Genomic DNA, 24228 nt, shown 5'->3' with positions numbered 1-24228 from the left:
GACGGGGAAGCCGGGCGGCCGGTGCGTCACCGCACGGGTCGCCCGGCTTCGTCCCCTACTTGACCTTGATCTGCTCGTACACCGGGACGCTGAACTGGTTCAGCGAGACGTTGGTGACGTTCTCCGAGTAGCCGGCGCTGCCGTTCTGGTACCAGAGCGGGATAACGGGCATCTGCTGGACCATGACCTTCTCGGCGTCCTGGAAGGTGGAGACGGCCTTGGCCTTGTCGGACTCGGCGTTGGCCTTGTCCACGAGGTCGTCGAACTGCTTGTTGCTCCACTTGCCGTCGTTGGACGAGGCGTTGGTGTAGTACACGGGCTGCAGGAAGTTCTGGATGAGCGGGTAGTCCATCTGCCAGCCCGCGCGCCAGGCGCCGTGCAGCTTCTGCTGGGAGACCTGGCTGCGGAAGTCGGCGAAGGTGCCGACGGGGGCGCCCACGCACGCCCTGTTGTTGCCCATGACCTTGTTGATGCTGTTGCAGACGGCGTCGACCCATTCCTTGTGCGAGCCGGTGTCACCGTTGTACGAGATCTTGAGCTGGCCGCCGGGGATGCCGCCGCCGTCCTCGATCATCTTCTTGGCCTCGGCGGCGTTGTACGTGCACTCCTTGCCGCAGAGCCCCTTCTTGAAGCCGCCGTCCTCGCCGAGGACCGGGGAGGTCCAGTCGGACGCGGGGGTGCGGGTCTTCTGGAAGATCTGGTCGGTGATCTGCTGGCGGTTGATCGCCATCGACAGGCCCTGGCGGACCTTGACCGCGCCGGAGGTGTCCCAGTTCTTGTCGTAGAACGGGAAGGCGAGGGTCTGGATGATGCCGGCCGGGGTGTTGATGTAGCGGTCGCCGAGGTCCGACTTGACGTTCTTGAGCTGCGAGGCGGGCACGTCGTCCACGAGGTCGAGGTTGCCGGCCGTCAGGTCGGTGTAGGCGGTGTTGTTGTCGGTGTACACCTTGAGGTCGATGCCGCCGTTCTGCGCCTTGTCGTCACCGGGGTAGTCGTCCCACTTGCGCAGGCTCATCGAGGAGCCCTTGGTGTACTTGTCGACGGTGTACGGGCCGTTGCCGACGGGCTTGGAGAGCCAGCCGGCGTGGTCGGTGTAGAAGGTCTTGGGAAGCGGGGCGAAGGCCGGGTAGCCGAGGGTGTCGGGCCACAGCGAGAACTTCTGCGACAGCTTGACCGTGAAGGTCTTGTCGTCCACCACCTTGAGGCCGGAGAGCTTGGTGGCACTGGCCTTCCCGGACTCGGGGTGGACCTTGTCGTAGCCGTCGATGTAGCCGAAGAAGTAGGCGTTCTTCTGGTTGTTCTTCAGGAGGGCGCCGTAGTTCCAGGCGTCCACGAAGGACTTGGCGGTGATCTTCTCGCCGTTGCTGAAGGTCCAGCCGTCCTTCACCGTCACGGTGAAGTTCTGGTTGTCCTTGGTCTCGATCTTGTCGGCGAGCATGTTCACGGCCTCGCCGGTCTTCGGGTCGTACTTCTTCAGACCCCGGAAGATCATGTCGAGCACCTTGCCGCCCTGCACCTCGTTGGTGTTGGCCGGCTCCAGGGGGTTCTGCGGGTCACCCCAGGACGAGCTGACGATCCCGTCGGCGCCACCTCCACCGCCACCGCTGTCGCCCCCTCCGCAGGCCGTCGCCGCCAGGGCGACGGCCGCCGCGCATGCGGCCCACTTGACGTGTGTGGCTCCGCGCATGGAGTGCCTCCTCGTTCTGCTCCGGCATACGTGAGGTCAAATATCACCTCGAAACGGGGCGTACGCATATCTACTCCCCCCATTCGGGCAGAGCGACGGCCGGCCGGCCCTCCGCCCGCGCGCCCGGACACCGGATTTCGGACGCGTACACGACACTGCGACCGGCCCTCCACCCCCTCTGACGAGGGCGAAGCGATAACAACGAGGCAACGAACCGGCATCGGCCGCATAGCGCCGCTTCCGGATGTACGAATTCCGAGACAATGCCGCCCGGATATCGGACTCATTGCCCGGATTGCAGGGGATTGCAGGTCAATGTGCCCCGGTTCTGGTAAATGCAAGGTAAAAGACTCACCACGCAGAGGTCATGAACAGTCAAAGCTGCCAAAGAGCGGACCAAGGCAGCCTGACATTCATTGACCCTGCGTGAATTGCGTTGAAAAAGTCCGGGTAGCCCGTGGGTGTGCCCTGCGGAGTCCTTCGACCCTCCGGGCCAGGAGCACCATGACGATTCCAACCTCGAACGCAGCAGCCCCCCTTGAGGCGGCGGATGTGACGGCGGCCGTTCCGCCGGAGACCGCCGCACAAAAGGGAGGTGACGGCCGGTCGCCCGGAAAGCTCGCCTGGCGCCGTTTCAAGCGGGACCGCACCGGCGTGATCTCCGGCATTGTGGTCATCTTCTTCTTCGTGGTGGGCATCGCCGCCCCGTTGATCGCGAAGCTGTACGGAAAGAACCCGTACACGACGTACGGGCAGAACGACACCAGCCTGCTGGACGACTTCGGTTCCCCGGTCCTCCCCAACGGCGGGATCAGCGGCGACTTCTGGTTCGGCATCGAGCCCGGTCTCGGCCGGGACGTCTTCACCTTCCTGCTCTACGGCATCCGCAACTCCCTGCTGATCGCCGCGGCGACCACGCTGCTGCTCACCGTGGTCGGCGTCGCCGTGGGCATCACGGCGGGCTATCTCGGGGGCAAGACGGACTACCTCGTGGGCCGGGTCATCGACATCCTGCTGGCCTTCCCGTCCACCCTCTTCTTCATCGCCTTCTGGCCCGTACTGCTCTCGATCCTGGTCGACCCGGAGGAGAACACCCCGGTCTGGCTGACCGTGGTCACCCTCATCTCGGTCATGGCCGCATTCGGCTGGGCGTCCATCGCCCGTCTGCTACGCGGTGAGGTGCTGGCCCTGCGCGAGCGCGAGTTCGTGGAGGCCGCCAAGGTCACCGGCGCCTCCCCGGCGCGGATCATCTTCAAGGAACTGCTGCCCAACCTCTGGACGCCGATCCTGATCCAGGCCACGCTCGCGCTGCCCGCGTACGTGACGGCGGAGGCGGGTCTCGCCTTCCTCGGCGTCGGACTGACGTCGCCGACCCCGGACTGGGGCGTGATGATCCAGCGCGGCTCGGACGTCTACCAGAGCGACATCACGTTCATGCTCTTCCCCGGCGCGTCGATGGTGATCTTCGTGATCGCCTTCAACCTCCTCGGCGACTCCGTGCGCGACGCGCTGGACCCCAAGACCAAGCGCTGAATCCGCCGTACTCCGGACGGGCGACGGGGCCCACCCGGATCCACCGTTTCTCCACTCGACCAGAGCAGGAAGCCATGTCTCTCTCCCGCAGAAACTTCGTCATCGCCACGTCGGTCGCGGCCGGCGGCTCGATGGTGCTCACCGCCTGCAGCAGCGGCAGCTCCAGCGCCGGCAAGGACGGCAGCAAGAGCAAGGGCCACGGCGGCGCCGACAAGTACACCGGCTCGGTGGTCGTCGGCACCAAGGAGGACTCCACCGGCCCCGCTCCCGAGGTCCCCGGCGCCAAGAAGGGCGGGACGATCCGCGGCCTCGCGCCGGACGACTTCTCCCACCTGGACCCGCAGCGCATCTACTTCTCGTGGAACTCCGCGGTCGGTGACCTCTTCATCCGCTGCCTGACCGGCTACAAGATCGCCGCGGACGGCTCGATGAAGCTCGTGGGCGACCTCGCCACCGACGCCGGCACGACGAAGGACGGCGGCAAGACCTGGGCGTTCACGCTCAAGGACGGCCTCAAGTGGGAGGACGGCAAGGAGCTGACCGTCGAGGACGTGCGCCACGGCATCGAGCGCGGCTTCGCCAACTTCACCACCGAGGGCGCCGGCTACGCCCAGCAGGCGCTCACCGGCACCACCGACTTCCGCGGGAAGTACAAGGGCCCCTTCAGCGGCAAGCACCTCGACTCGGTCACGATCGACAAGGCCGCCAAGACCATCACCTTCAAGCTCGCCGAGGCCCGCCCGGACTTCAACTTCACCCTGGCGATGAGCTCCTACGGCGCCGTCCCGGTCAAGGGCGACAGCAAGGAGAAGTACGACAAGGACCCGGTCTCGGCCGGCCCGTACCGCATCAAGTCGCACGCCGTCGACAAGTCGATGACCCTGGTCCGCAACGAGCACTGGGACCCGAGCACCGACGCGATCCGCACCGCGTACCCGGACAGCTTCGTCTACGAGTTCGGTCCCGAGGGCCTCCAGGCCGCCGACCGCCTGATCGCCGACTCCGGCGACGACCAGTACGCCGTCATGGCGTACAGCGGCGTCCCGGCCGAGCGCATCCAGAAGGTCCTCACCGACCCGGAGCTGAAGAAGCGCACCTTCAACGGCCTGCTCACCGGCCTCTACTACTACGCGATCAACACCAAGCGCATCACCGACCTGAAGGTGCGCCAGGCCCTCATCCACGCCTGGCCGCTGGAGCAGATCCGCAAGATCTACGGCGGCCCCTCGGCCGGTGACTACGCCACGTCCATCCTGAGCCCCGACATCATGGGCTACGCGAAGGACGACGTCTACGGCAAGCTGAAGAAGCCGCAGGGCGACCCGGAGAAGGCGAAGGCGCTGCTCAAGGAGGCGGGCAAGGAGGGTCAGAAGATCGTCTACGCCTTCCCGCAGGGCAACAACTACGACAAGACCAAGGTCGTCATCGAGAACGCGCTCAAGGCCGCCGGCTTCGAGCCCGTCCTCAAGCCGCTGGAGTCCACCAGCTACTACGACCAGGTCCAGAAGATCGACAACAAGTTCGACGTGATGTGGTTCGGCTGGTCCCCGGACTGGCCGACCGGCTACACGCTGGTGCAGCCGCTGTTCGACGGCGGCACCATCGCGGACGGCGCGAATAACATCTCGCAGCTGAACGTCGACTGGGTCAACGAGGCCATCAAGAAGAACGTCACCATCGCCGACCCGGCCGAGGCCGGCAAGCAGTGGGCCGCGCTCGACAAGCGGATCATGACGGAGGAGGCGCCGATCATCCCCGAGACGTTCCAGCGCCGCTTCTACCTGTTCGGCTCCAAGGTCGGCGGCGCCATGTTCCACCCGCTGTGGTCCTCGGCCGTGTTCTACAGGCTGTTCGTGAAGGCGTAGCCGACACCTCCAGAGGCGGGGCGCCCACCCGGCGCCCCGCCCGCTCCCCTCCCCCTCGTCGGCGTCTGCCAGGGAAATCCATCGCCATGTTCCGCTTCCTCATCCGCCGGGCAATCGGCGCACTGGTCATCCTCCTGATCATCAGTGCCATCACGTTCGTCCTCTTCTACGTCGCGCCCCGCGACCCCGCTCGCGCGGCCTGCGGCAAGATCTGCACGCCGGAGACGCTGGCACTGGTCAAGCAGAACCTCGGCATCGCCGACCCCCTGCCCGTGCAGTACTGGCACTGGCTGGAGGGCGTGTTCGTCGGCCGCGACTACAGCTCGTTCGGCCACTGCCCCGCGCCGTGTCTGGGCTACTCGTTCCGCAACCGCGAGCCGGTCCTCGCCACCATCGAGGACCGCTTCCCGACGACGCTCTCCCTCTCCGTCGGCGCCGCGGTCGTCTTCGTGCTCGTCGGTGTGGGCACCGGCATGCTGGCCGCCGTGAAGCAGGGCAAGGCGCTGGACAAGATCGCCTCGTCCGCGTCCCTGATCTTCTCCTCGATGCAGATCTACATCGTCGGTGTGGTCGCCATGTACTACCTCACCGACCAGTGGCACATCCTCAGCCGCCCCAAGGACGTCCCGTTCAGCCAGGACCCGGCCGGCTGGTTCTCCGGACTGCTGCTGCCGTGGCTGGTGCTGGCGTTGATCTTCACCGCCAACTACACGCGCATGACCCGTTCCCAACTGGTCGAGACGATGAGCGAGGACTACGTCCGCACCGCCCGCGCCAAGGGCCTGTCCCGGCGCACCGTGTTCTTCCGGTTCGCCTGGCGCGGTGCGATGGGCCCGATCGTCACCATCTTCGGCCTCGACGTCGGCCTGCTGCTCGGCGGTGCGATCATCACCGAGAAGGTCTTCGGTCTGCACGGCATCGGCGCCCTGTCGATCAAAGCGGTCTACGACAACGACCTCCCGATGATCCTCGGGGTCGTCCTGGTCGCGGCGGCGGCGATCGTCTTCTTCAACATCGTCGTCGACGCCGTCTACGCCCTCATCGACCCGCGCGTCCGCCTCGCCTAGGGAGAGACCCCATGAGCACCCCCTTCCTCTCCGTACGCGATCTGCGCGTGCACTTCTCCAGCGAAGACGGCATGGTCAAGGCCGTCGACGGGCTCTCCTTCGACCTGGAGCGCGGCCGGACTCTCGGCATCGTCGGCGAGTCCGGCTCCGGCAAGTCCGTCACCAACCTGGCCATCCTCGGACTGCACCACCCCGAGCACACCGACATCCGGGGCGAGATCCTGCTCGACGGGCAGGACCTGCTGGCCGCGTCCGAGCGGGAGCTGGAGCGGCTGCGCGGCAACAAGATGTCCATGGTCTTCCAGGACGCCCTGGCCTCGCTCTCGCCGTACCACACCATCGGCAAGCAGATCGGCGAGACGTTCCGCAAGCACACCGGCGCCTCCAAGCAGGAGGCCCGGGCGCGGGCCGTCGAGATGCTCACCAAGGTGGGCATCCCGCAGCCCGGCCTGCGCGTGGACGACTACCCGCACCAGTTCTCCGGCGGTATGCGCCAGCGCGCGATGATCGCCATGGCACTGGTCTGCAACCCCGCGCTGCTGATCGCCGACGAGCCGACGACCGCGCTCGACGTCACCGTGCAGGCCCAGATCATGGACCTGCTCAAGGACCTCCAGCAGGAGTTCGGCACCTCGATCATCTTCATCACGCACGACCTCGGGGTCATCGCCGACATCGCGGACGACGTCCTCGTGATGTACGGCGGGCGCTGTGTGGAGCGGGGTACGAAGAAGGAGGTGCTGCGCACGCCCCAGCACCCGTACACCTGGGGTCTGCTGGGCTCGATGCCCACCCTCGAAGGCCCGGTGGACGTGCCGCTGTCGCCGATCCCCGGAACCCCGCCGAGCCTCCTCAACCCGCCGTCCGGCTGCCGCTTCCACCCGCGGTGCTCGTTCACCGAGCAGGTCGGCGGCGACCGCTGCTCGGCCCAGCAGCCTCCGCTGGACCTGGTGTCCGGGCGCGGGGCGGCCTGCCACCTGACCCCGGAGCAGCGCGCGGAGTTCTTCACCGACTTCGCCGGCAGCCGGGCCAACTGACGTACAAGAGACGGGACTTTCCCACCATGAGCAGCACCGATCCCCTCCTGGACGTCTCCGGACTCACCAAGCACTTCCCGATCAAGGGCGGCTTCCCGATCCGGCGGACCGTCGGGGCCGTCCAGGCCGTGGACGGACTGGACTTCACCGTCTCCGAGGGCGAGAGCCTGGGCCTGGTCGGTGAGTCCGGCTGCGGCAAGTCGACCACGGGCCGGCTGGTCACCCGCCTCCTGGAACCGACCGCGGGCCGGATCACCTACCGCGGGCAGGACATCACGCACGCCGACCGGAAGCAGCTGGCGCCGGTCCGCTCCGAGATCCAGATGATCTTCCAGGACCCGTACGCCTCGCTGAACCCGCGCCAGACGGTCGGCAAGATCGTGTCCGCGCCGATGGAGGTCAACGGCATCGAGCCGCCCGGCGGCCGCGAGGCGCGGGTGCGGGAGCTGCTGGAGACGGTCGGGCTCAACCCGGAGCACTACAACCGCTTCCCGCACGAGTTCTCCGGCGGTCAGCGCCAGCGCATCGGGGTGGCCCGCGCGCTGGCCCTGGAGCCGAAGCTGATCGTGGCGGACGAGCCGGTGTCGGCGCTCGACGTGTCGATCCAGGCGCAGGTGGTCAACCTGCTGCAGAAGCTCCAGAAGGACATGGGGATCGCCTTCCTGTTCATCGCCCACGACCTGGCCGTCGTGCGGCACTTCTCGCAGCGCGTGGCCGTGATGTACCTCGGCCGGATCGTGGAGATCGCGGACCGCGACGACCTGTACGGCAATCCGCGCCACCCCTACACGCGGGCACTGCTCTCCGCCGTGCCCGAGGTAACCGCGGACGACACGCCCGCCCGTGACCGCATCCGGCTCACCGGCGACGTCCCGTCCCCCGTCAACCCGCCGTCCGGCTGCCGCTTCCGCACCCGCTGCTGGAAGGCGACGGACAAGTGCGCGAGCGAGGCGCCGCCGCTGGTGCGGGTCTCCGGCAGCCGTGAGGGCCACCTGACGGCCTGCCACTACCCGGAGGACACCCAGTCGGTGGCCGCCGTCCCGCAGGCCCGCACGGAGGACACGAGGCCCGCCAAGAGCCTCGGCAAGGAGGACACGAAGCCCGCCAAGAGCCTCGGCGAGGACGGCGGGCCCGAAGACCGCGAGGCGCGAGGCTGACACCCCTCGCCTCGGCCCCGGAGCCGTGCGCCCGGTGCGGGACCCGACCGGTTTCCCCGCCCGCCGTACGGCTCCGGCCGGGGAAACCGGGCACGCATCGGCCCATTGACCCGAGCACCCTGCGGGCCCGGTTCCCGGCACACGGGAAAGGCGCCCCGGAACCGATCGGTTCCGGGGCGCCCCTCGTCGCGCGCGGCGGGTTACGAGGCCGCGTGCACCACGTCCTTCTCCTCCGCGAAGTGGCAGGCCGACTCGTGGGCGGCCGGCGTCTTCACGTCCTTGAAGCGCTCGGGGACCGCGAGGAGCGGCACCTCGGTGGCGCACTTGTCCTGGGCCTTCCAGCAACGGGTGCGGAAGCGGCAGCCCGAGGGCGGGTTGGCCGGCGACGGGACGTCACCGGAGAGGATGATCCGATCGCGGCCGTCGCGGGACTCCGGGTCCGGGACCGGGACCGCCGACAGCAGCGCCTGGGTGTAGGGGTGCGTCGGGTGGTCGTAGATCTCGGTGTCCGTACCGATCTCGGCCATCTTGCCGAGGTACATGACGCCGACCCGGTCGGAGATGTGCCGGACGATCGACAGGTCGTGCGCGATGAAGAGGTAGGACAGGTTGAACTCGTCCTGGAGCTTCTCCATCAGGTTGATGACCTGCGCCTGCACCGACACGTCGAGCGCGGAGACCGGCTCGTCGCAGATGATGATCTCCGGGTTGAGCGCGAGGCCGCGGGCGATGCCGATGCGCTGGCGCTGACCGCCGGAGAACTGGTGCGGGTAGCGGTTGATGTACTCCGGGTTGAGCCCGACGACGTCCAGGAGGTCCTGGACCCTGCGCCGCCGGTCGCCCTTGGGAGCCACCTCCGGGTGGATCTCGTACGTCTCGCCGATGATGTCGCCCACCGTCATACGGGGGTTCAGCGAGGTGTACGGGTCCTGGAACACCATCTGGATGTTGCGGCGGACGGCCTTCAGCGCGCGGCCGGACAGCTTGGTGATGTCCTGGCCCTTGTAGAAGACCTCGCCCGCGGTCGCCCGCTCCAGCGACATCAGGAGCTTGGCGACGGTGGACTTGCCACAGCCGGACTCGCCGACGATGCCGAGCGTCTCGCCCGCGTACAGGTCGAACGAGATGCCGTCGACGGCCTTGACCGCGCCGACCTGCTTCTGGAACAGGATGCCCTGCGTCAGCGGGAAGTGCTTGACGAGGTTGCGCACCTGGAGGATCGGCTCCCCCTGCGACACGGGCGCGTCGATGGCGGCTACGGCCTCCGCCTCGGTCGCCGCGTCGACGGTCTCCACCTCGGAGACGTTGGGGGTGGCGTCCACGGACTCCTTCGAGATGTCAGCCATGGATCGTCTCCTTCCAGAAGTGACAGGCGCTGCGGCGGCCGGCCAGCTCGGTGCCGTCCTGCTCGGTCACCGCGTGGAGCGGCGGGATGTCCGAACGGCAGATGTCCTGGGCCATGGTGCAGCGCGGGTTGAAGGCGCAGCCCGACGGCACGTGCAGCAGGTTGGGCGGGAGGCCCTTGATCGCGAAGAGCTCCTGGCCCTTCTGGTCAAGGCGCGGGATCGAGGCCAGCAGACCCTTGGTGTACGGGTGCGCGGGGCGCTTGTAGATCTCGTGCACCGGGGCGGTCTCGACGATCCGGCCCGCGTACATCACGGCGATCTTGTCGGCGACGTCCGCGACGACACCCAGGTCGTGGGTGATCAGGATCAGGCCCATGTTGTACTCGCGCTGGAGCTCCGCGAGCAGGTCCATCACCTGGGCCTGGACGGTCACGTCGAGCGCGGTGGTCGGCTCGTCCGCGATGATCAGGTCCGGTTCCAGGGCGAGCGCCATCGCGATCATGATGCGCTGGCGCATGCCGCCGGAGAACTGGTGCGGGTAGTCCGAGACCCGGGCCGCGGCGGCCGGGATCTTCACCTGGTCCATCAGCTCGATGGCCTTGGCGCGGGCTTCCTTCTTGGACAGGCCCTGGTGGACCCGGAACATCTCGCCGAGCTGGTAGCCGACGGTGAGGACCGGGTTGAGCGAGGACAGCGCGTCCTGGAAGATCATGGCGATCTTCTGGCCGCGGATCTTCCGGCGCTCCTCGTTGGACATCTTGAGCATGTCCTGGCCGCGGAAGAGGATCTCGCCCTGGGGGATCTTGCCGGGCGGCATGTCGAGGATGCCCATGATGGCCTGCGCCGTCACGGACTTGCCGGAGCCGGACTCACCGAGGACGGCGAGGGTCTCGCCCGCATCCACGCTGTAGTTGACCCCGTTGACCGCCTTGGCCACACCGTCGCGGGTGTGGAACTCCACGTGCAGGTCACGGACTTCGAGCAGGGGACCGCTCTCGTCGCCGGACCCGCGCGGAGCGGGAACAGCCGCCGTCTTGTCGATGGTGGTCATGTACGCCTCCCTCAGCGCAGCTTGGGGTCGAGGGCGTTGCGTACCGCATCGCCGAGCATGATGAACGCGAGGACGGTGATCGACACCATGACCGACGGGATGATCAGCACGTAAGCGGCGTTACGCAGCTGCTCCTGGCCGGACGAGATGTCGACGCCCCAGGACACGGTCGGTTCGGCGAGCCCGATGCCCAGGAAGGACAGGGTGGCCTCGGCCGAGATGTAGCCGCCGAGCGCGATGGTCGCGACGACGATCACCGGGGCGATCGCGTTGGGCATGATGTGCTTCAGCAGGATGCGGGTGGTCGAGGCACCGAGTGCCTTCGCCGCCATCACGTAGTCGGCCTGCTTGATGGTCATCACCGAGCCGCGCGCCACACGGGCGATCTGGGTCCAGCCGAGGAAGGCCAGGGCCAGGATGACGACCCAGATGTGCCGCTCCTCGAACGAGGTCAGGACGACCATCGCGCCGAGGATGAAGGGGACACCGAAGAAGATGTCGGTGACCCGGGACAGGATGGTGTCGATCCAGCCGCCGAAGTAGCCGGCGAGCATCCCGACGACGGTGCCCAGGACCGTCACCAGCACGGTGACGACCACGGCGACGGTGATCGAGGCGCGGGCGCCGTAGACCACGCGGGCGTAGATCGAGCGGCCCTGGATGTCGTAACCGAACCAGTCGGCCTGGAAGAAGTGGCCCCACTTGGGCCGCTGCAGGTAGTGGTGGGCCAGGTCCGCGTAGCGCGGGTCGGCGCCGGTGAACAGGCCCGGGAAGATCGCCATGACCAGCAGGAAGATGATCAGGACGGCCGAGACCACGAACAGCGGGCTGCGCCGCAGGTCGTACCAGGCGTCCGTCCAGAGGCTGCGTGCCTTGGCGACCTCCGCGGTGGGGGCCGGCACGGCGGCGATGGGCGCGGAGGCGTCCGCGGAGGTTTCCTTGAGCGTCTCAGGCATACCGGATCCTCGGGTCCAGGACCGCGTAGAGCAGGTCGACTATCAGGCTGGCGGCGAGGTACACGAGCACGATCAGCGTGACGATGCCGACGACCGTGGCCCCTTCGCGGTGGCGGAGGGCGTCGAAGACTGCGGAGCCGACGCCCTTGACGTTGAAGATGCCCTCGGTGACGACGGCACCGCCCAGCAGGGCGCCGAGGTCGGTACCGAGGAAGGTGACCACCGGGATCATCGAGTTCCGCATCAGGTGGACGCCGATGACGCGACGGCGCGGCAGCCCCTTGGCGACGGCGGTGCGCATGTAGTCGGAGCGCAGGTTCTCCGCGACGGAGGTACGGGTCAGCCGCGCCACGTAGGCGAGGGACAGCGACCCGAGCACGACCGCCGGGAGGATCAGTTCGCTCGAGTTCGCTTCCAGGCTGACGTTGGGGTCGACCCAGCCGAGCTGGAAGGCGAAGAAGTACTGCCCGAGGAAGCCCAGCACGAAGGAGGGCACCGAGATGAGCAGGAGGGTCAGGACGAGCAGCAGGCGGTCACGAAGGGTGTCGGCCTTCAGGCCGGCGAAGACACCGATGGAAATGCCGACGAGGACCGTGAACAGGAAGGCAAACAGGGCCAGCCGGATCGTGATCGGGAAGGACTCGGAGATGATGTCGGCCACCGGTCGCCCACTGGCGATCTGGGTGCCGAAGTCGCCCTGGAAGAGTCCTACGAGGTAGTTCCAGTACTGGTGCCAGAGTGGCAGGTCGAGACCGAGGTCCTTCTTCATCGCTGCGATCTGCGCGGGGTCGACGGTCTGCTCACCTGCGAGTGCGCGCACGGGGTCGCCGGGCAGCGCGTACATCATGGCGAAGACCAGCAAGGTCGACCCGAGGAAGACCGGGATCATCTGGAGCAGTCGCCGCGCGACGTAACGCCCCATGTTTGCCTCCGATTGGGGGGAATGCAGCCCAGGGACCGCGCTCCGGTTAGCGGAGCGCGGCCCCCGGGACCTACTGCCTGTATGGGCGGGCTGATGGCCGAGTAGGCCCTCAGGCGTGGTTACTTGACCGTGACGTCCGTCATGACGTAGTCACCACGGAAGTCGATCGACACGTTGTCGACGCTCTTGCCGTAACCGCCGTTGATCTTGTAGTTCCAGAGCGGGATCGCCGGCATCTTCTTCAGGATGAGCTGCTCCGCCTCCTGGTACGCCTTGATCGAGTCGTCCAGGGTGGCCGCGTTGTCGCCCTTCTTGAACTCGGCGTCGACCTCCTTGTCCGAGAAGCGGCCGTTGTTGGCCTCGGCGGTGGTGCTGTAGAGCTCACGCATGAAGTTGACGTTCAGCGGGTAGTCGGCCACCCAGCCACCGCGGTACATGCCCTTGACCTGGTCGTTGTCACGAGCCTCCAGGTCGGTCTGGAAGTCCGGCTTGGCGTCCGGGACGCAGTCGACCCCGGTCGAGTTGCGGATGGACTCGCAGACCGCGGTCACCCACTCCTTGTGCCCGCCGTCGGCGTTGTACTGGATCCAGACCTTGTTGCCCGGAACGCCGCCGCCTTCCTTGATGAGCTTCTTCGCCTTGGCCGGGTCGAAGTTGAACACGTCGGTGTCCAGCTTCTGGTTACCGGCGACGCCCGGAGGCGTGAAGCTGGTGGCGGCCTCACGGGTGCCGTTGAGCACGGTCTTCGTGATGGTGGCGCGGTCGATGCCCATGGACAGACCCTGGATGACCTTCGGGTCGACGTCCTTGAAGGGCTTCGCGTAGAACGCCGGGACCAGCGACTGGACGGCCGCGTACGGCTCGTCGACCGTGCGGTCGCCGAGGTCCTGCTTGTACTTCGGCAGGTCCTTCGGGCCGACCTGGCGGATCATGTCCAGGTTGCCGGACAGCAGGTCCTGGTACGCGGCCTCGACGGTCGCGTAGTTCTTGAAGAGGATGCCCTTGTTCTTGGCCTTGTTCGGACCCTGGTAGTCAGGGTTGGCCTTGACGCGGATCAGCTTCTTGTGGTCCCACTTCTCGAAGACGTAGGGACCGTTGCCGACCGGGGCCTGACCGAACGCCTTGGGGTCCTTGTAGAACATCTCGGGCAGCGGGGCGAAGGTGTAGTAGCCCAGCTTGTACTCGAAGTACGGGACGGCCTTGGTCAGCTCGATCGTGAACGTGGTGTCGTCCACGGCCTTCAGGCCGGACATCTCCGTGCCCTTGGGGTCGCCCTTCTCCGGGTGGACGTCCGCGTAGCCCTTGATGTCCTCGAACCAGAAGGCGTTCTGCTGGTTGTTCTTGATGTTGGCGTACCAGTTCCACGCCTTCACGTAGGAAGCGGCGGTGACCGGGGTGCCGTCGTGGAACTTCCAGCCGGGCTTGAGCTTCACCGTCCACGTCTTGTTGTCGTCCGTCTTCACGGACTCCGCGTTGGTGTAGACGATGTTGCCCTTGTGGTCGAACTCGAGGAGCTGGGTAAAGAGGGCCTGGATGACGTAGCTGCCCAGCTGCTCGTTGGTGTCGGCCGGGATCAGCGGCTTCTGCGGCTCACCGACGTCGACGGAGACGTAGCCGGCAGGCTTGCCCTTCTCCTTCGAAGCGGCCTTGCCGTCGTCGTCGCCGCCACCGCAGGCAGTCGCAGCCAGGGCGATGATGGCCGCTCCCGCGACCCACTTGGCGCTCTTGGCACCACGCATGGGTTTCCTCCTCATGAGTCCACTTTTGACTACAAGAAGGGCACTGGGTTCGATACACCGACACCCCTGACGGTGATCGTTCAGTGCCCTTAGTGTGCTCGTGAGTCGGCGCACTCCCCACAGTGCGTGACCCATTGACCCGAGCTCAATGGAGCCAACTATTAAGTACGACAGGGCCGTAAACCACACTTAAAGGGTCTCGGTTTGACAACATCCGACCCTTGCGGGGACCAAAATCCGGACAAATCAATCCCAGACAGACACCCCCGAAACGGACTGTTACCACACGTTTCGGAGAGCAACCTCCGATAATCGGACGTTTTTGTCTCAGATGCTGGACGATCAACCCTAAAACCAGTTGCTCAAGGCCCAGGGCCCCCACAGTGTCTGTGAGGGCCCTGGGCTTCGGCAATGCCTGGTGCTGACGGATCGTCGGCCGGAAACGGCCTACCGGATACGGGTCAGCCGTGCTTGGCGCGCGAGGCGCTGCGGCTGCGCTCCTTCTGGTCCAGGACGACCTTGCGGATGCGGACGGCCTCCGGGGTCACCTCGACGCACTCGTCGTCGCGGCAGAACTCCAGGGACTGCTCCAGCGACAGCTTGCGCGGCGGGACGATCGCCTCGAAGGAGTCGGCCGACGACGACCGCATGTTCGTGAGCTTCTTCTCCTTGGTGATGTTCACGTCCATGTCGTCGGCGCGCGAGTTCTCGCCGACGATCATGCCCTCGTACACCTCGGTGCCGGGGTCGGTGAACAGCACGCCGCGCTCCTGGAGGTTCGTCATCGCGAAGGCGGTGACGGCACCGGCGCGGTCGGCGACCAGCGAGCCGTTGTTACGGGTCGTCAGGGTGCCGAACCACGGCTCGTGGCCCTCGTGGATGGAGTGCGCGATACCCGTACCGCGGGTGTTCGTCAGGAACTCCGTACGGAAGCCGATGAGGCCGCGCGACGGGACGACGAACTCCATGCGCACCCAGCCGGAGCCGTGGTTCGACATGTTGTCCATACGGCCCTTGCGGACGCCCATGAGCTGCGTGACGGCGCCCATGTGCTCCTCGGGCACGTCGATCGTCATGCGCTCGACCGGCTCGTGGGTCTTGCCGTCGACGTCCTTGGTGACCACCTGGGGCTTGCCGATGGTCATCTCGAAGCCCTCGCGGCGCATCTGCTCGACCAGGATGGCCAGCGCCAGCTCACCGCGGCCCTGCACCTCCCAGGCGTCCGGGCGCTCGGTGTCCAGCACGCGGAGCGACACGTTACCGATCAGCTCGCGGTCCAGACGGTCCTTGACCTGGCGGGCGGTGACCTTGCGGTCCTTGACCGCGGCCTTGGCGTCCGCGCCCTTGCCGGTGCCGCCCCGGCCGACCAGCGGCGAGGTGTTGGTGCCGATGGTCATGGAGATCGCGGGCTCGTCGACCGTGATCAGGGGCAGCGCGACCGGGTTCTCCGGGTCGGCGAGCGTCTCACCGATCATGATCTCCGGGATACCGGCGACGGCGCAGATGTCACCGGGGCCGGCCACCTCGGCGGGCTTGCGGGTGAGCGCCTCGGTCATCATCAGCTCGGTGATGCGCACGTTCTGGATGGAGCCGTCGCGCTTGATCCAGGCGACCGTCTGGCCCTTGCGCAGCTCGCCCTGCTCGACGCGGAGGAGCGCGATGCGGCCGAGGAAGTTGTCGGCGTCGAGGTTGGTGACGTGGGCCTGGAGCGGCGCGCCCTCCTCGTACGTCGGGGCCGGGACGTGCTCCAGGATCGCGGAGAAGAACGGCTCCAGGTTGGTGGAGTCCGCCGGGACCGTGCCGTCCTCCGGCTTGGTCAGCGAGGCGATGCCGTCACGGCCGCACGCGTAGACGATCGGGAACTCGATCTGCTCCTCGTCCGCGTCCAGGTCGAGGAAGAGGTCGTAGGTCTCGTTGACGACCTCGTCGATACGGGAGTCCGGGCGGTCCGTCTTGTTGATGCACAGGATGACGGGCAGCCGCTGCTGGAGCGCCTTGCGCAGCACGAAGCGGGTCTGCGGGAGCGGGCCCTCGGAGGCGTCGACCAGAAGCACGACCGCGTCCACCATCGACAGGCCGCGCTCGACCTCACCGCCGAAGTCGGCGTGGCCGGGGGTGTCGATGATGTTGATGGTGATGACGTCGCCGCCATCCTTGGGGTGGTACTTCACGGCCGTGTTCTTGGCCAGGATCGTGATGCCCTTCTCACGCTCCAGGTCGTTCGAGTCCATCATGCGGTCGTCGAGGGACTCGGCGGCGTGCGCGGCGAAGGAGCCGGCCTGCTTGAGCATGGCGTCGACGATGGTCGTCTTGCCGTGGTCGACGTGGGCGACGATGGCTACGTTACGGATGTCGTGGCGCGTGGGCATGGTGTGGCTTGCGCTTCTCTCGGATCGGGGATTCAGGCGCCTGGGTCGGTCTTGAGTCCTCGTACGCCCGCCGGGCGGACGCGCCACGGCTACTCCCATGGTACGGGCCCGGCGGGTGGGGGGCTTCCCGGCCGGGTTGCCAGTGCCGCGTCAGGCACGGTTTGCCCGGTGGGGAGCGGTGTCAGGTGCGTCCGCACGTTCCCGGCGTACCGGCCGGCAGTCCTCGTACGGGACGTGCTCGGGCTTCGGCCGGTGCGGCGAGAGTGCGTGCATGGCGTCGCGCGGCAGGCGGGAACTGTCAGACAGGCACTAGGCCGGGCAGGACAGTCGGAACGCCTCGTGTCCGGCGGCCGACGCCTCCTTGCCCAGCGGTTCCTCGCAGCTGACGAGTCCGCCGCCCGAGTTGCGCCAGGTGACCACGTGCCCCGTGGTCGTCTTCCGTCCCTCACCGCTTCCGCAGGTGTACCGGTAGTCCGTCTGGACCAGGCTGATGAAGCTGTAGTAGACGAGCCGGAGGGTGCGGCCGGAACCGCCGGCCTCGCCGCCGCCCGGATCGACCGGTGCGTACTCGCCCGGCTCGGCGAGCCCCGAGCCCATCTCGGGGTCGTCGCCCTTCTCCACGAGTCCGAGGTGCACGCCCAGCGCGAAGAGCACCTGCTTCTCGTCCGGTCCCGGGCCCTGGGACGTCACGGACGCCTGGTCCGTGCGCAGCCGCCGCACGGGCTCGGTCAGCTTGATCATTTTCTTGGTCCTGCCCGGAACGTGCTGCGGGGCGGCGAGCCCGTTCAATACGGAATCGTTCCGCGTGTTGAACCAGGTGTACGTGCCGCCCCGGCATGCCCGCGGCTCCCGGGCGACGGCCTTGTCGGCCGTCGCCGCCGACGACCGGGCCGGGGCCGGATCGTCGGCGGCCCGGCCGTCCGGCGTCGAGGTGCAGCCCCCGACGAGAAGGCCCGCCACTGTCATGACCGCCGCCGCGGTGATCGCTCGTGTCCGTTTCATGGCCCCGCCCCCGTGGTCCGTTCTTCCGGTGGAATTCACCGGTGGTCGTGGACCACGGTCGCCGTAACGGACCTCACGGACAAGTGACTTGAGCAGTTCCAGAGGTGCGGATGTCCCTACTTCTCCTTCTGGGCCGGAGCGCCCGCCGCCTGCGGGGCCTTGTAGCCGATGTCCTGGTAGTGCGGCACCCCGAAGCCGAAGGCGCCGACGTTCACGAGCTGCTTGCCGGTGGCGACGAGCTGGGGACGCTGGAAGAGGGGGATCGATCCCGCGGCGGCCCAGATCCGGGCGTCGGCCTGCCGCATGAGGTCGCGGGCGGCCTTCTCGTCCAGCTCCGACGCCGCCTGGTCGAAGAGCTGGTCGATGTGGTCCGTGCCGACGCGCGTGTAGTTCTGCTCGACGAGCAGCGAGCCGTCGGACGCGGGCAGCGGCTTGGCGAAGATCGGGCGGTCGTCGGTGGCCGGGTAGGCGGTGGCGGGCCAGGAGTACAGCGCCATGTCGTAGTCGCCGGAGGCCACGTGGTCGCGGAAGTAGCTGTCGTCGGAGACCTTGGTGATCACCGTGCGGATGCCGATCGTGTCGAGCATCGCGGCGATCTTCTCGCCGACGCTCCGCAGTCCGGCCGAGCCGGGCCCGGCCGGCAGGACGAAGCGCAGGCTCAGCGGCTTGCCGTTCTTGCCGAGCGGACCGCGTGCGGTGTCGGCCGCCCGGGCCGGAGCCGCGGTGCCCGCCGGGGCGTAGGCTCCGGCGGCGCCACCGGGCTGCCGGTCCTGGGCCCGGACCGCGTCCCGGACGTCCTCCGAGGTGCCGGTGGAGCCGAGGTGCCCGGCCTGGCGCAGCAGAGCGGTGCTCTGCGCGGCGGCGTCGGGGGCCGGGGCGAGGGCGAGGGCGCCGCCGGGCTTGTCGTCGTCGCCCACGATGTAGAGGCCGTCGCCGGCGTGCCCGGCCGGCGCCGCGCGGTCCGCCTTGCCGTCGTCCGCCGCGTCCTTGCCGGCGCTCCCCTTCCTCTCGTCGGCCTTCTTCTCCGCGTCCTTCTCCTGCTTCTCGCCCTCGCTGCCGGCCTTGGTGCCGTCGCTCCGGCTCAGGGCGCCCTCGCGCGTCCAGCCCGCGTCGGCGAGCAGCGCCTGCGCCTGCTCGGTGTCCTGCTTGCCGAGCGCCTCGCTGCCGTCCCGGTAGGCGGGCTGCCCGGCGACGGCGAGGTGGCTGCCGAGCGGCTGCGCGGGCAGTCCGAGCGGCTTGAGTACGGTGTCGGCCAGCTCCTGGCGGTCCAGGGCGCGGGCCACCGCCCGGCGCACCCGGTCGTCGGCGAGGGGCCCGGTCTCGCCGTTCAGCGCGAGCTGGGTGTAGGCGGGCTCCAGGGACTTGCGGACCACGTAGGCGCGCAGCCCGCTCTGCTCGGCGGCGTACGCCTCGGCGGCCCTGGCCTTGTCGTCCCGCACCTCCTGCTCCTCCTCGGCCGCCTCCTCGTCGGTGCCGTGCGCCACGGCCCAGGAGCGCAGCGCGTCCGCCGGGGTCCGCGCGGCGCCGGGGCCCTGGGCGGGCGGTGCGCCGGCCGCGCCCTCGCGGGCCGCCTGGTCGATGCGGTGGGCGGTGGTGGAATCGATGTCGGCGATGTCGACGGCGCCCTCGGCCAGCGCGTCGGTGCGGTCCTCGGGCTCGACGGCCTTGAAGACCAGCGAGTCCAGCTTGGCGCGCCCGCCCCACCAGCGCGGGTCGCGGGTCAGCGTGACGGACCCGGCCTTCTTGTCCACCTCGCGCAGCCGGAACGGCCCTGCGGTCGCCGTGAGGGTGGTGCGCGCGCCGTCGTTGAAGGCGTCCGGGGAGCCCGTCACCTGCTTCGGGTAGAGGGGCGAGAACAGCGAGCGCCAGTCCGCGTACGGCTTGGCGAAGGTGACCTTGACCTCCAGGTCGTCGTGGCCGCGCTCGATCTTCTCGATGCGTTCGTACCCGGCGTTGCGGGCGGTCCAGAACGCGGAGTCCTTGCCGCTCAGAGCCCGCCACTGGGCGACGAAGTCCGGGGCGCCGATTCCCCGGCCGTCGCTCCAGACGGCCTGCTGGTTGAGCCGGTAGACGACGACCTGGCGGGGCTCGGTCTCGGTCACCTTCGCGGATTCGAGGTAGTCCGGATTGAGCTGCGGCCGGCCCTGGGCGTCGAGCGGGAAGAGGGTCGGCAGCAGGGCGCCGGTGATCCGGGTGGTGGCGCTGTCGGCGTCCGCCTGGAAGGCGTTGAAGGTGGCGGGCAGCGCGTCGATCGCCCAGGTGACCCTGCCCCCGTCGGCGACCTGGGCGCGGGCGGCGCGGGCCACGTCCTGCGGTACGGCGGCGACGGCCGCGGTCTCGTCCCCGCCCGAGCTGCATCCGGCCAGCACGGGGAGGGTGAGGACGCCTGCGGTGAGGAGGGCGGGGACGCGCCTCTTCCGGGCCGTCCCGCGCGGGACGCCGACGTGGGCCATGGCTGATACCTCCGGGGACGGCCCGGACCGCACCGGGAATGGGCCTGATTGAGCGTTTTTGGTGGCATTTGCAGTTGATCACACTGGTTCCGCCCCTCCACTGAAAACGCCCTCGCGCGGGAACGCGGCGCCGACACGGCGCGCACGCCCCGAAGCCCACCCGTACGGCGGAGCGCCGCGGCCCGGGGGCCTGACTCCGAACTCCGCTCGCCGCCCGGAGGGCAGAGGGGGGTTCGAAGACAGGCCCGGGGGCCGCGGCGCTCCGTCCGGTGCGGTTCCGGTCAGCCGAGGAGCTTGACGATCTCGTCGGTCGTGCCGGTCTCGCCGAGGCGCGGGAAGATCCGCTGGAGGCTGTTGTCGTGGGCCTCGCCGCTCATGTCGGTCATCGCGTCCGTGGCGAGGGTGACGTGGTAGCCGTGCTCGTGCGCGGAGCGGGCGGTGGATTCGACGCCGATGCTGGTCGCGATGCCGGCCACCACGACCTGGGTGACGCCCCGGCGGCGCAGCTGAAGGTCGAGGTCGGTGCCGTAGAAGGCGCCCCACTGCTGCTTGGTGACGATGATGTCGTCCTCGCCCGGGCCCATCTCGGGCACGATCTCGGCCCAGTCGGCGGCCGGCTTCCCGGACCGGGCCGGGCCCTCGGTGCGGCCGGGGGCGCCGCCGGTGACGCGGACGAGGACGACGGGCAGGCCCTTGGCCCGGAAGGCGTCGGCGAGGGTCGCGGCGTTGGCGATGACGTCGGCGGCGGGGTGGGCGGTGGGCAGGGCGGTGATGCCCTTCTGGAGGTCCACGACGATCAGCGCGGTGTGCGGGTCGAGGATGGTGGCGGTCATGGCAGTGCTCCTTGGGGTGGTGCTTGTGGACGATCAGGTACGCCCGCGCAGGGCGCGGTCGGTGACGGTGAGGACGATGAGCAGGACGCCCAGGACGGCGGCGACGGCGGCCATCAGGTGCAGACCCCGGTCGCCGGCCGACTGTCCGTAGGCCAGGGCGATGAGGCTGGAGGCGGTGATCGCCCCTATGTACTGGGCGGTGCGCTGGAGGCCGGCGGCCGAGCCGACGGAGGCGGGCGGCGCGTACGCCTGTACGGCCGCCTGGTTGCTGGTCCCGATCAGCCCCTGCGGGATGCCGAAGCAGGCGCCGGCGAGCAGCAGGAGGGCGACCGGTGCGTCGCCGGACAGCAGGAACAGCATTCCGGCTCCGGCGGTGAGCAGGACGCAGGCCAGGACGAGCGGGCCCCGGATGCCCTTCGTGCGGGCGCCGAGCAGCGAGCACACCAGCGCGGCGAGGGACATCGGCAGCATCAGGAGTCCGGTGTGCCCGGACGAGTAGCCCCGGGCCTCCTCCAGCCACTGCGTGAACCCGTACATCACGCAGTAGATCAGCAGGTAGCCGATGCCGTGCCGGAGGTACGTACGCGAGAGCGCGCCGTTGCCCGCGAGCATCCGCAGATCGATGAAGGGGGCGGGGGTCCGCAGCTGCCACCACACGAGGGCGGCGCCCAGCGCGGCGAACGGCGCGAGCAGCCACCACATCGGGTGCGTGAGGTCGAGCAGGAAGAAGGCCAGGACGGTGAGCGCGCTCGCGAACAGGCCGATGCCGAGCGGGTCGAGCCCCAGCCGGGGCGCCGGGCCGCCGGCCGCGCGGGCGCGGGGCGGATCGGCGGGGATCCAGAGCAGGGCCGCGCCGAGGGCGATCAGCGCCACGGGCACGTTGACGGCGAAGATCCCGCGCCAGCCGGCGGTCATGACGAGCAGTCCGCCGAGCGTGGGCCCGACCGCCGCACTGCCGAGCGCGGCGAAGGAGAGCCGGGCCAGCACCGGGCGCGGGGTCGCCCGGCCGATCCGGGCCGACTCGTCGCGCAGCACCGCCATCGCGGCCGGGTAGGCCGCCGACGTACCGATACCGAGCAGCAGCCGCGAGAAGATCAGCTGGCCGAAGCCCTGCGCGAAGGTGCCGACCAGGCCGGAGGCGACGACCACGACGAGCCCGGCGAGGAAGACCCGGCGCGGACCCAGGACGTCGGCGAGCCGGCCCAGGACGGGCTGGGCGACGGCGCTGGCCAGGTAGAGGACGGAGATCAGCCAGGCGGTGTCGGCGGCGCCGACGGAGAAGTGGTGCCCGATCGCCACCAGCGCGGTGGAGATCATGGTGGTGTTCAGCGGGTTGAGCAGCGAGCCCAGCAGCAGCGGTGCGGTGAGCCGGGCGCCGAAGCCGGGGCCGGACGCGGTCCGGTCCGGGCGGGCCGCCGCGCGTACCGCCCCGGGGAGCGCCTCGCGAACGGTCACGAACCGACCAGGCGCTCGATGAGGGCCACGGCCTCGGTGACCGTACGCCGCTCGTGCCCGTCCAGCTCGGCGGCGACCGCCTCGGCCAGCCAGTTCCGCTTGGCGGCCCGGACTGCGGCGAGCGTGGTGCGCCCGGCGTCCGTGACCGACATGACGGACTTACGCCCGTCGGCCGGGTCCGGCGCCCGCTCGACCAGCCCCTGCGCCTCCAGCGCCCCCAGGGTCAGCCGCATGGACTGCGGGCGGACGCATTCGGCACGGGCCAGGTCCGCGGTGGTCGCGGCGCCCCCGTCGTCCAGCCGGGCCAGCACCGAGCGCTGGGTCGGCGTCAGCAGCGACTCCGACGAGGAGGAACGCAGCCGCCGCAGCAGCCGGCTCACCACGGCGGCCAGCTGGTTCGCCACCTCTTCGGCCGTGGGATCGGGGGCCGCCCCAGATGCTTGCGTCATACATTCACCGTACGAGAACGACAGGCCACCTTGCAAGGCAGCCTGTCGTTCCGCGCCCTGCCGGTCGAGCCGCCATGGGCCGCCCACGCGGTCGCGACGCTTCATGTCGCGGCCTTCCGGAGAGGGACATAGCCTCTCAAACGTGACGCCGCCCGTGAGCCGAACCCGGATCCTCCCACCGGGCCGGGCCCTGCTCGCCGTGCTCCTGACGGTGTGCTGGCTGGCCCTCGCCCCCGCACCGGCCGCCCGCGCCGACGACCCCGTCACGCTGTCCCGCGACGGGCAGATCACCGACAAGGCAGGCGCCCTCGACGACCGCCGCCCCCAGGTGGTCACGGCCCTCGACCGGCTCTACGCCGAACACCGCCTCCAGCTCTTCGTGGTGTACGTACGCGACTTCTCCGGGCGCTCCGCGCAGGACTGGGCCGACGCGACCGCCGACCGCAACGGCCTCGGACGCGACGACGTCCTGCTCGCCGTCGCCACCCACGCCCGGCAGTACGCCTACTCCGTCGACCAGGACGCCCCGCTCACCGACGCCCAGCTCCGGGACGTGGCCAACACCGCGATCGAGCCCGCGCTGAAGGAGAACGACTGGGCGGGCGCCGCGATCGGCGCCGCCGACGGCTACGCCGCCGTCCTGTCCGGCGAGCCCGTGCCCGCCCCGGCGATCACCCCCGGCGCGGCCGACCCGGGCTCCGGCTCGGGCGGCACCAGCACCGGCGACCTCCTCCTGCCGGTCGTCCTGCTCTGCGCGGTGGCGGCGGTCGCCGCGTACGCCTTCCTGCGGCGCAAGCGGCGCGCCACCACCCGCACGACGCCCGGCACGACCGGCTGGGGCGGGGCCGCGCCGCCCGCCCCGCTGCCGGAGCTCGACGCGAAGGCCAAGGAGACGCTCGTCGCCACCGACGACGCGGTCCGCACGAGCGAGGAGGAGCTGGGCTTCGCCACGGCCCAGTTCGGGGAGGAGGCCGCCGCGCCGTTCGCCGAGGCGGTGGCGTACGCCAAGGGGGAGCTGACCACCGCGTTCCGGCTGCGCCAGCAGCTGGACGACGCGTTCCCGGAGGACGACGCGACCCGCCGGCGGATGCTGGACGAGATCATCAGCCGCTGCGCGGACGCCGACGGCCGCCTCGACGCGGTCTCCGAGGACTTCGACCGGCTGCGCGAGCTGGAGCGCGAGGCGCCGCAGGCCCTGGCCGCCGCCGAGACCGCGCTCCGCGAGCTGACCGGCCGCGTCCCGGCCGCCGAGACCGCGCTCGCCTCGATGCGCGAGCGGTACGCGGACCAGGCGTCGGCCCCCGTCG

At 69.3% G+C, this 24228-nt stretch carries 18 protein-coding genes; 6 read left to right on the top strand and 12 right to left on the bottom strand.

All coding sequences use genetic code 11. The features are described 5' to 3' along the window. Window positions 1–55 precede the first annotated feature (55 nt). On the bottom strand, window positions 56–1687 hold the full coding sequence (locus tag G3I41_RS32310; protein WP_164404086.1) for an ABC transporter substrate-binding protein: 1632 nt from the start codon (window positions 1685–1687) through the stop codon (window positions 56–58). A 504-nt stretch (window positions 1688–2191) separates the two neighbouring features. Here G3I41_RS32310 and G3I41_RS32305 point away from each other — a divergent pair. The 5 genes from G3I41_RS32305 (at window position 2192) to G3I41_RS32285 (ending at window position 8346) form a co-directional block, all read left to right on the top strand. Then, window positions 2192–3220: an ABC transporter permease gene (locus G3I41_RS32305; RefSeq protein ID WP_203601962.1), complete on the top strand. Its 1029-nt coding sequence runs from the start codon at window positions 2192–2194 to the stop codon at window positions 3218–3220. Window positions 3221–3294: 74 nt separating this feature from the next. Further along, on the top strand, window positions 3295–5085 hold the full coding sequence (locus G3I41_RS32300) for an ABC transporter substrate-binding protein (RefSeq protein WP_164404085.1): 1791 nt from the start codon (window positions 3295–3297) through the stop codon (window positions 5083–5085). 86 nt (window positions 5086–5171) lie between these two features. Next, complete coding sequence (locus G3I41_RS32295; RefSeq protein ID WP_164404084.1) at window positions 5172–6152, top strand: ABC transporter permease; 981 nt, start codon at window positions 5172–5174, stop codon at window positions 6150–6152. A gap of 11 nt (window positions 6153–6163) precedes the next feature. Then, window positions 6164–7189: an ABC transporter ATP-binding protein gene (locus tag G3I41_RS32290; protein WP_164404083.1), complete on the top strand. Its 1026-nt coding sequence runs from the start codon at window positions 6164–6166 to the stop codon at window positions 7187–7189. A 26-nt stretch (window positions 7190–7215) separates the two neighbouring features. Beyond that, window positions 7216–8346: a dipeptide ABC transporter ATP-binding protein gene (locus G3I41_RS32285; RefSeq protein ID WP_164404082.1), complete on the top strand. Its 1131-nt coding sequence runs from the start codon at window positions 7216–7218 to the stop codon at window positions 8344–8346. 200 nt (window positions 8347–8546) lie between these two features. On the opposite strand, the gene G3I41_RS32280 is transcribed toward G3I41_RS32285, so the two are convergent. From G3I41_RS32280 to G3I41_RS32230, 11 genes are all read right to left on the bottom strand, one after another. Beyond that, on the bottom strand, window positions 8547–9692 hold the full coding sequence (locus tag G3I41_RS32280; RefSeq protein ID WP_164404081.1) for a dipeptide ABC transporter ATP-binding protein: 1146 nt from the start codon (window positions 9690–9692) through the stop codon (window positions 8547–8549). After that, entirely contained in the window at window positions 9685–10743 is a 1059-nt protein-coding gene (locus G3I41_RS32275; protein WP_164404080.1) for an ABC transporter ATP-binding protein, read from the bottom strand. The genes G3I41_RS32280 and G3I41_RS32275 overlap by 8 nt, the downstream gene beginning before the upstream one ends. Before the next feature lie 11 nt (window positions 10744–10754). Further along, window positions 10755–11699, bottom strand: a complete 945-nt coding sequence (locus G3I41_RS32270; RefSeq protein ID WP_164404079.1) for an ABC transporter permease — start codon at window positions 11697–11699, stop codon at window positions 10755–10757. Further along, on the bottom strand, window positions 11692–12621 hold the full coding sequence (locus G3I41_RS32265; RefSeq protein WP_164404078.1) for an ABC transporter permease: 930 nt from the start codon (window positions 12619–12621) through the stop codon (window positions 11692–11694). Before G3I41_RS32265 ends, G3I41_RS32270 begins: the two co-directional genes overlap by 8 nt. Window positions 12622–12740: 119 nt before the next feature. Then, entirely contained in the window at window positions 12741–14360 is a 1620-nt protein-coding gene (locus tag G3I41_RS32260) for an ABC transporter substrate-binding protein (RefSeq protein WP_164404077.1), read from the bottom strand. A gap of 461 nt (window positions 14361–14821) precedes the next feature. Next, window positions 14822–16729 (bottom strand): translational GTPase TypA, encoded by a 1908-nt coding sequence (gene typA / locus G3I41_RS32255; protein WP_164404076.1) that lies wholly within the window; start codon window positions 16727–16729, stop codon window positions 14822–14824. Window positions 16730–17038: 309 nt separating this feature from the next. Beyond that, window positions 17039–17731, bottom strand: coding sequence for a hypothetical protein (locus G3I41_RS37250; RefSeq protein ID WP_239081946.1), 693 nt, complete (start codon window positions 17729–17731; stop codon window positions 17039–17041). A 116-nt stretch (window positions 17732–17847) separates the two neighbouring features. After that, window positions 17848–20184, bottom strand: coding sequence for an ABC transporter family substrate-binding protein (locus G3I41_RS32245; protein WP_164404075.1), 2337 nt, complete (start codon window positions 20182–20184; stop codon window positions 17848–17850). A gap of 281 nt (window positions 20185–20465) precedes the next feature. Further along, window positions 20466–21017: an isochorismatase family protein gene (locus G3I41_RS32240; RefSeq protein WP_164404074.1), complete on the bottom strand. Its 552-nt coding sequence runs from the start codon at window positions 21015–21017 to the stop codon at window positions 20466–20468. A 33-nt stretch (window positions 21018–21050) separates the two neighbouring features. Further along, window positions 21051–22472 (bottom strand): MFS transporter, encoded by a 1422-nt coding sequence (locus tag G3I41_RS32235; RefSeq protein ID WP_164404073.1) that lies wholly within the window; start codon window positions 22470–22472, stop codon window positions 21051–21053. After that, entirely contained in the window at window positions 22469–22921 is a 453-nt protein-coding gene (locus G3I41_RS32230; RefSeq protein ID WP_164404072.1) for a MarR family transcriptional regulator, read from the bottom strand. Before G3I41_RS32230 ends, G3I41_RS32235 begins: the two co-directional genes overlap by 4 nt. A gap of 154 nt (window positions 22922–23075) precedes the next feature. Between G3I41_RS32230 and G3I41_RS32225 the strand changes: the two genes are divergently transcribed. Continuing rightward, window positions 23076–24228 (top strand): TPM domain-containing protein (locus G3I41_RS32225; protein WP_164404094.1); only part of this gene is annotated, 1153 nt, incomplete at its 3' end.

Source organism: Streptomyces sp. SID9727, from assembly GCF_010550605.1.
In the GTDB taxonomy this organism is placed as follows: Bacteria; Actinomycetota; Actinomycetes; order Streptomycetales; family Streptomycetaceae; genus Streptomyces.
The sequence above is the reverse complement of the archived record's forward strand: the minus strand, read 5'-3'. Positions and strand labels throughout refer to the sequence as shown.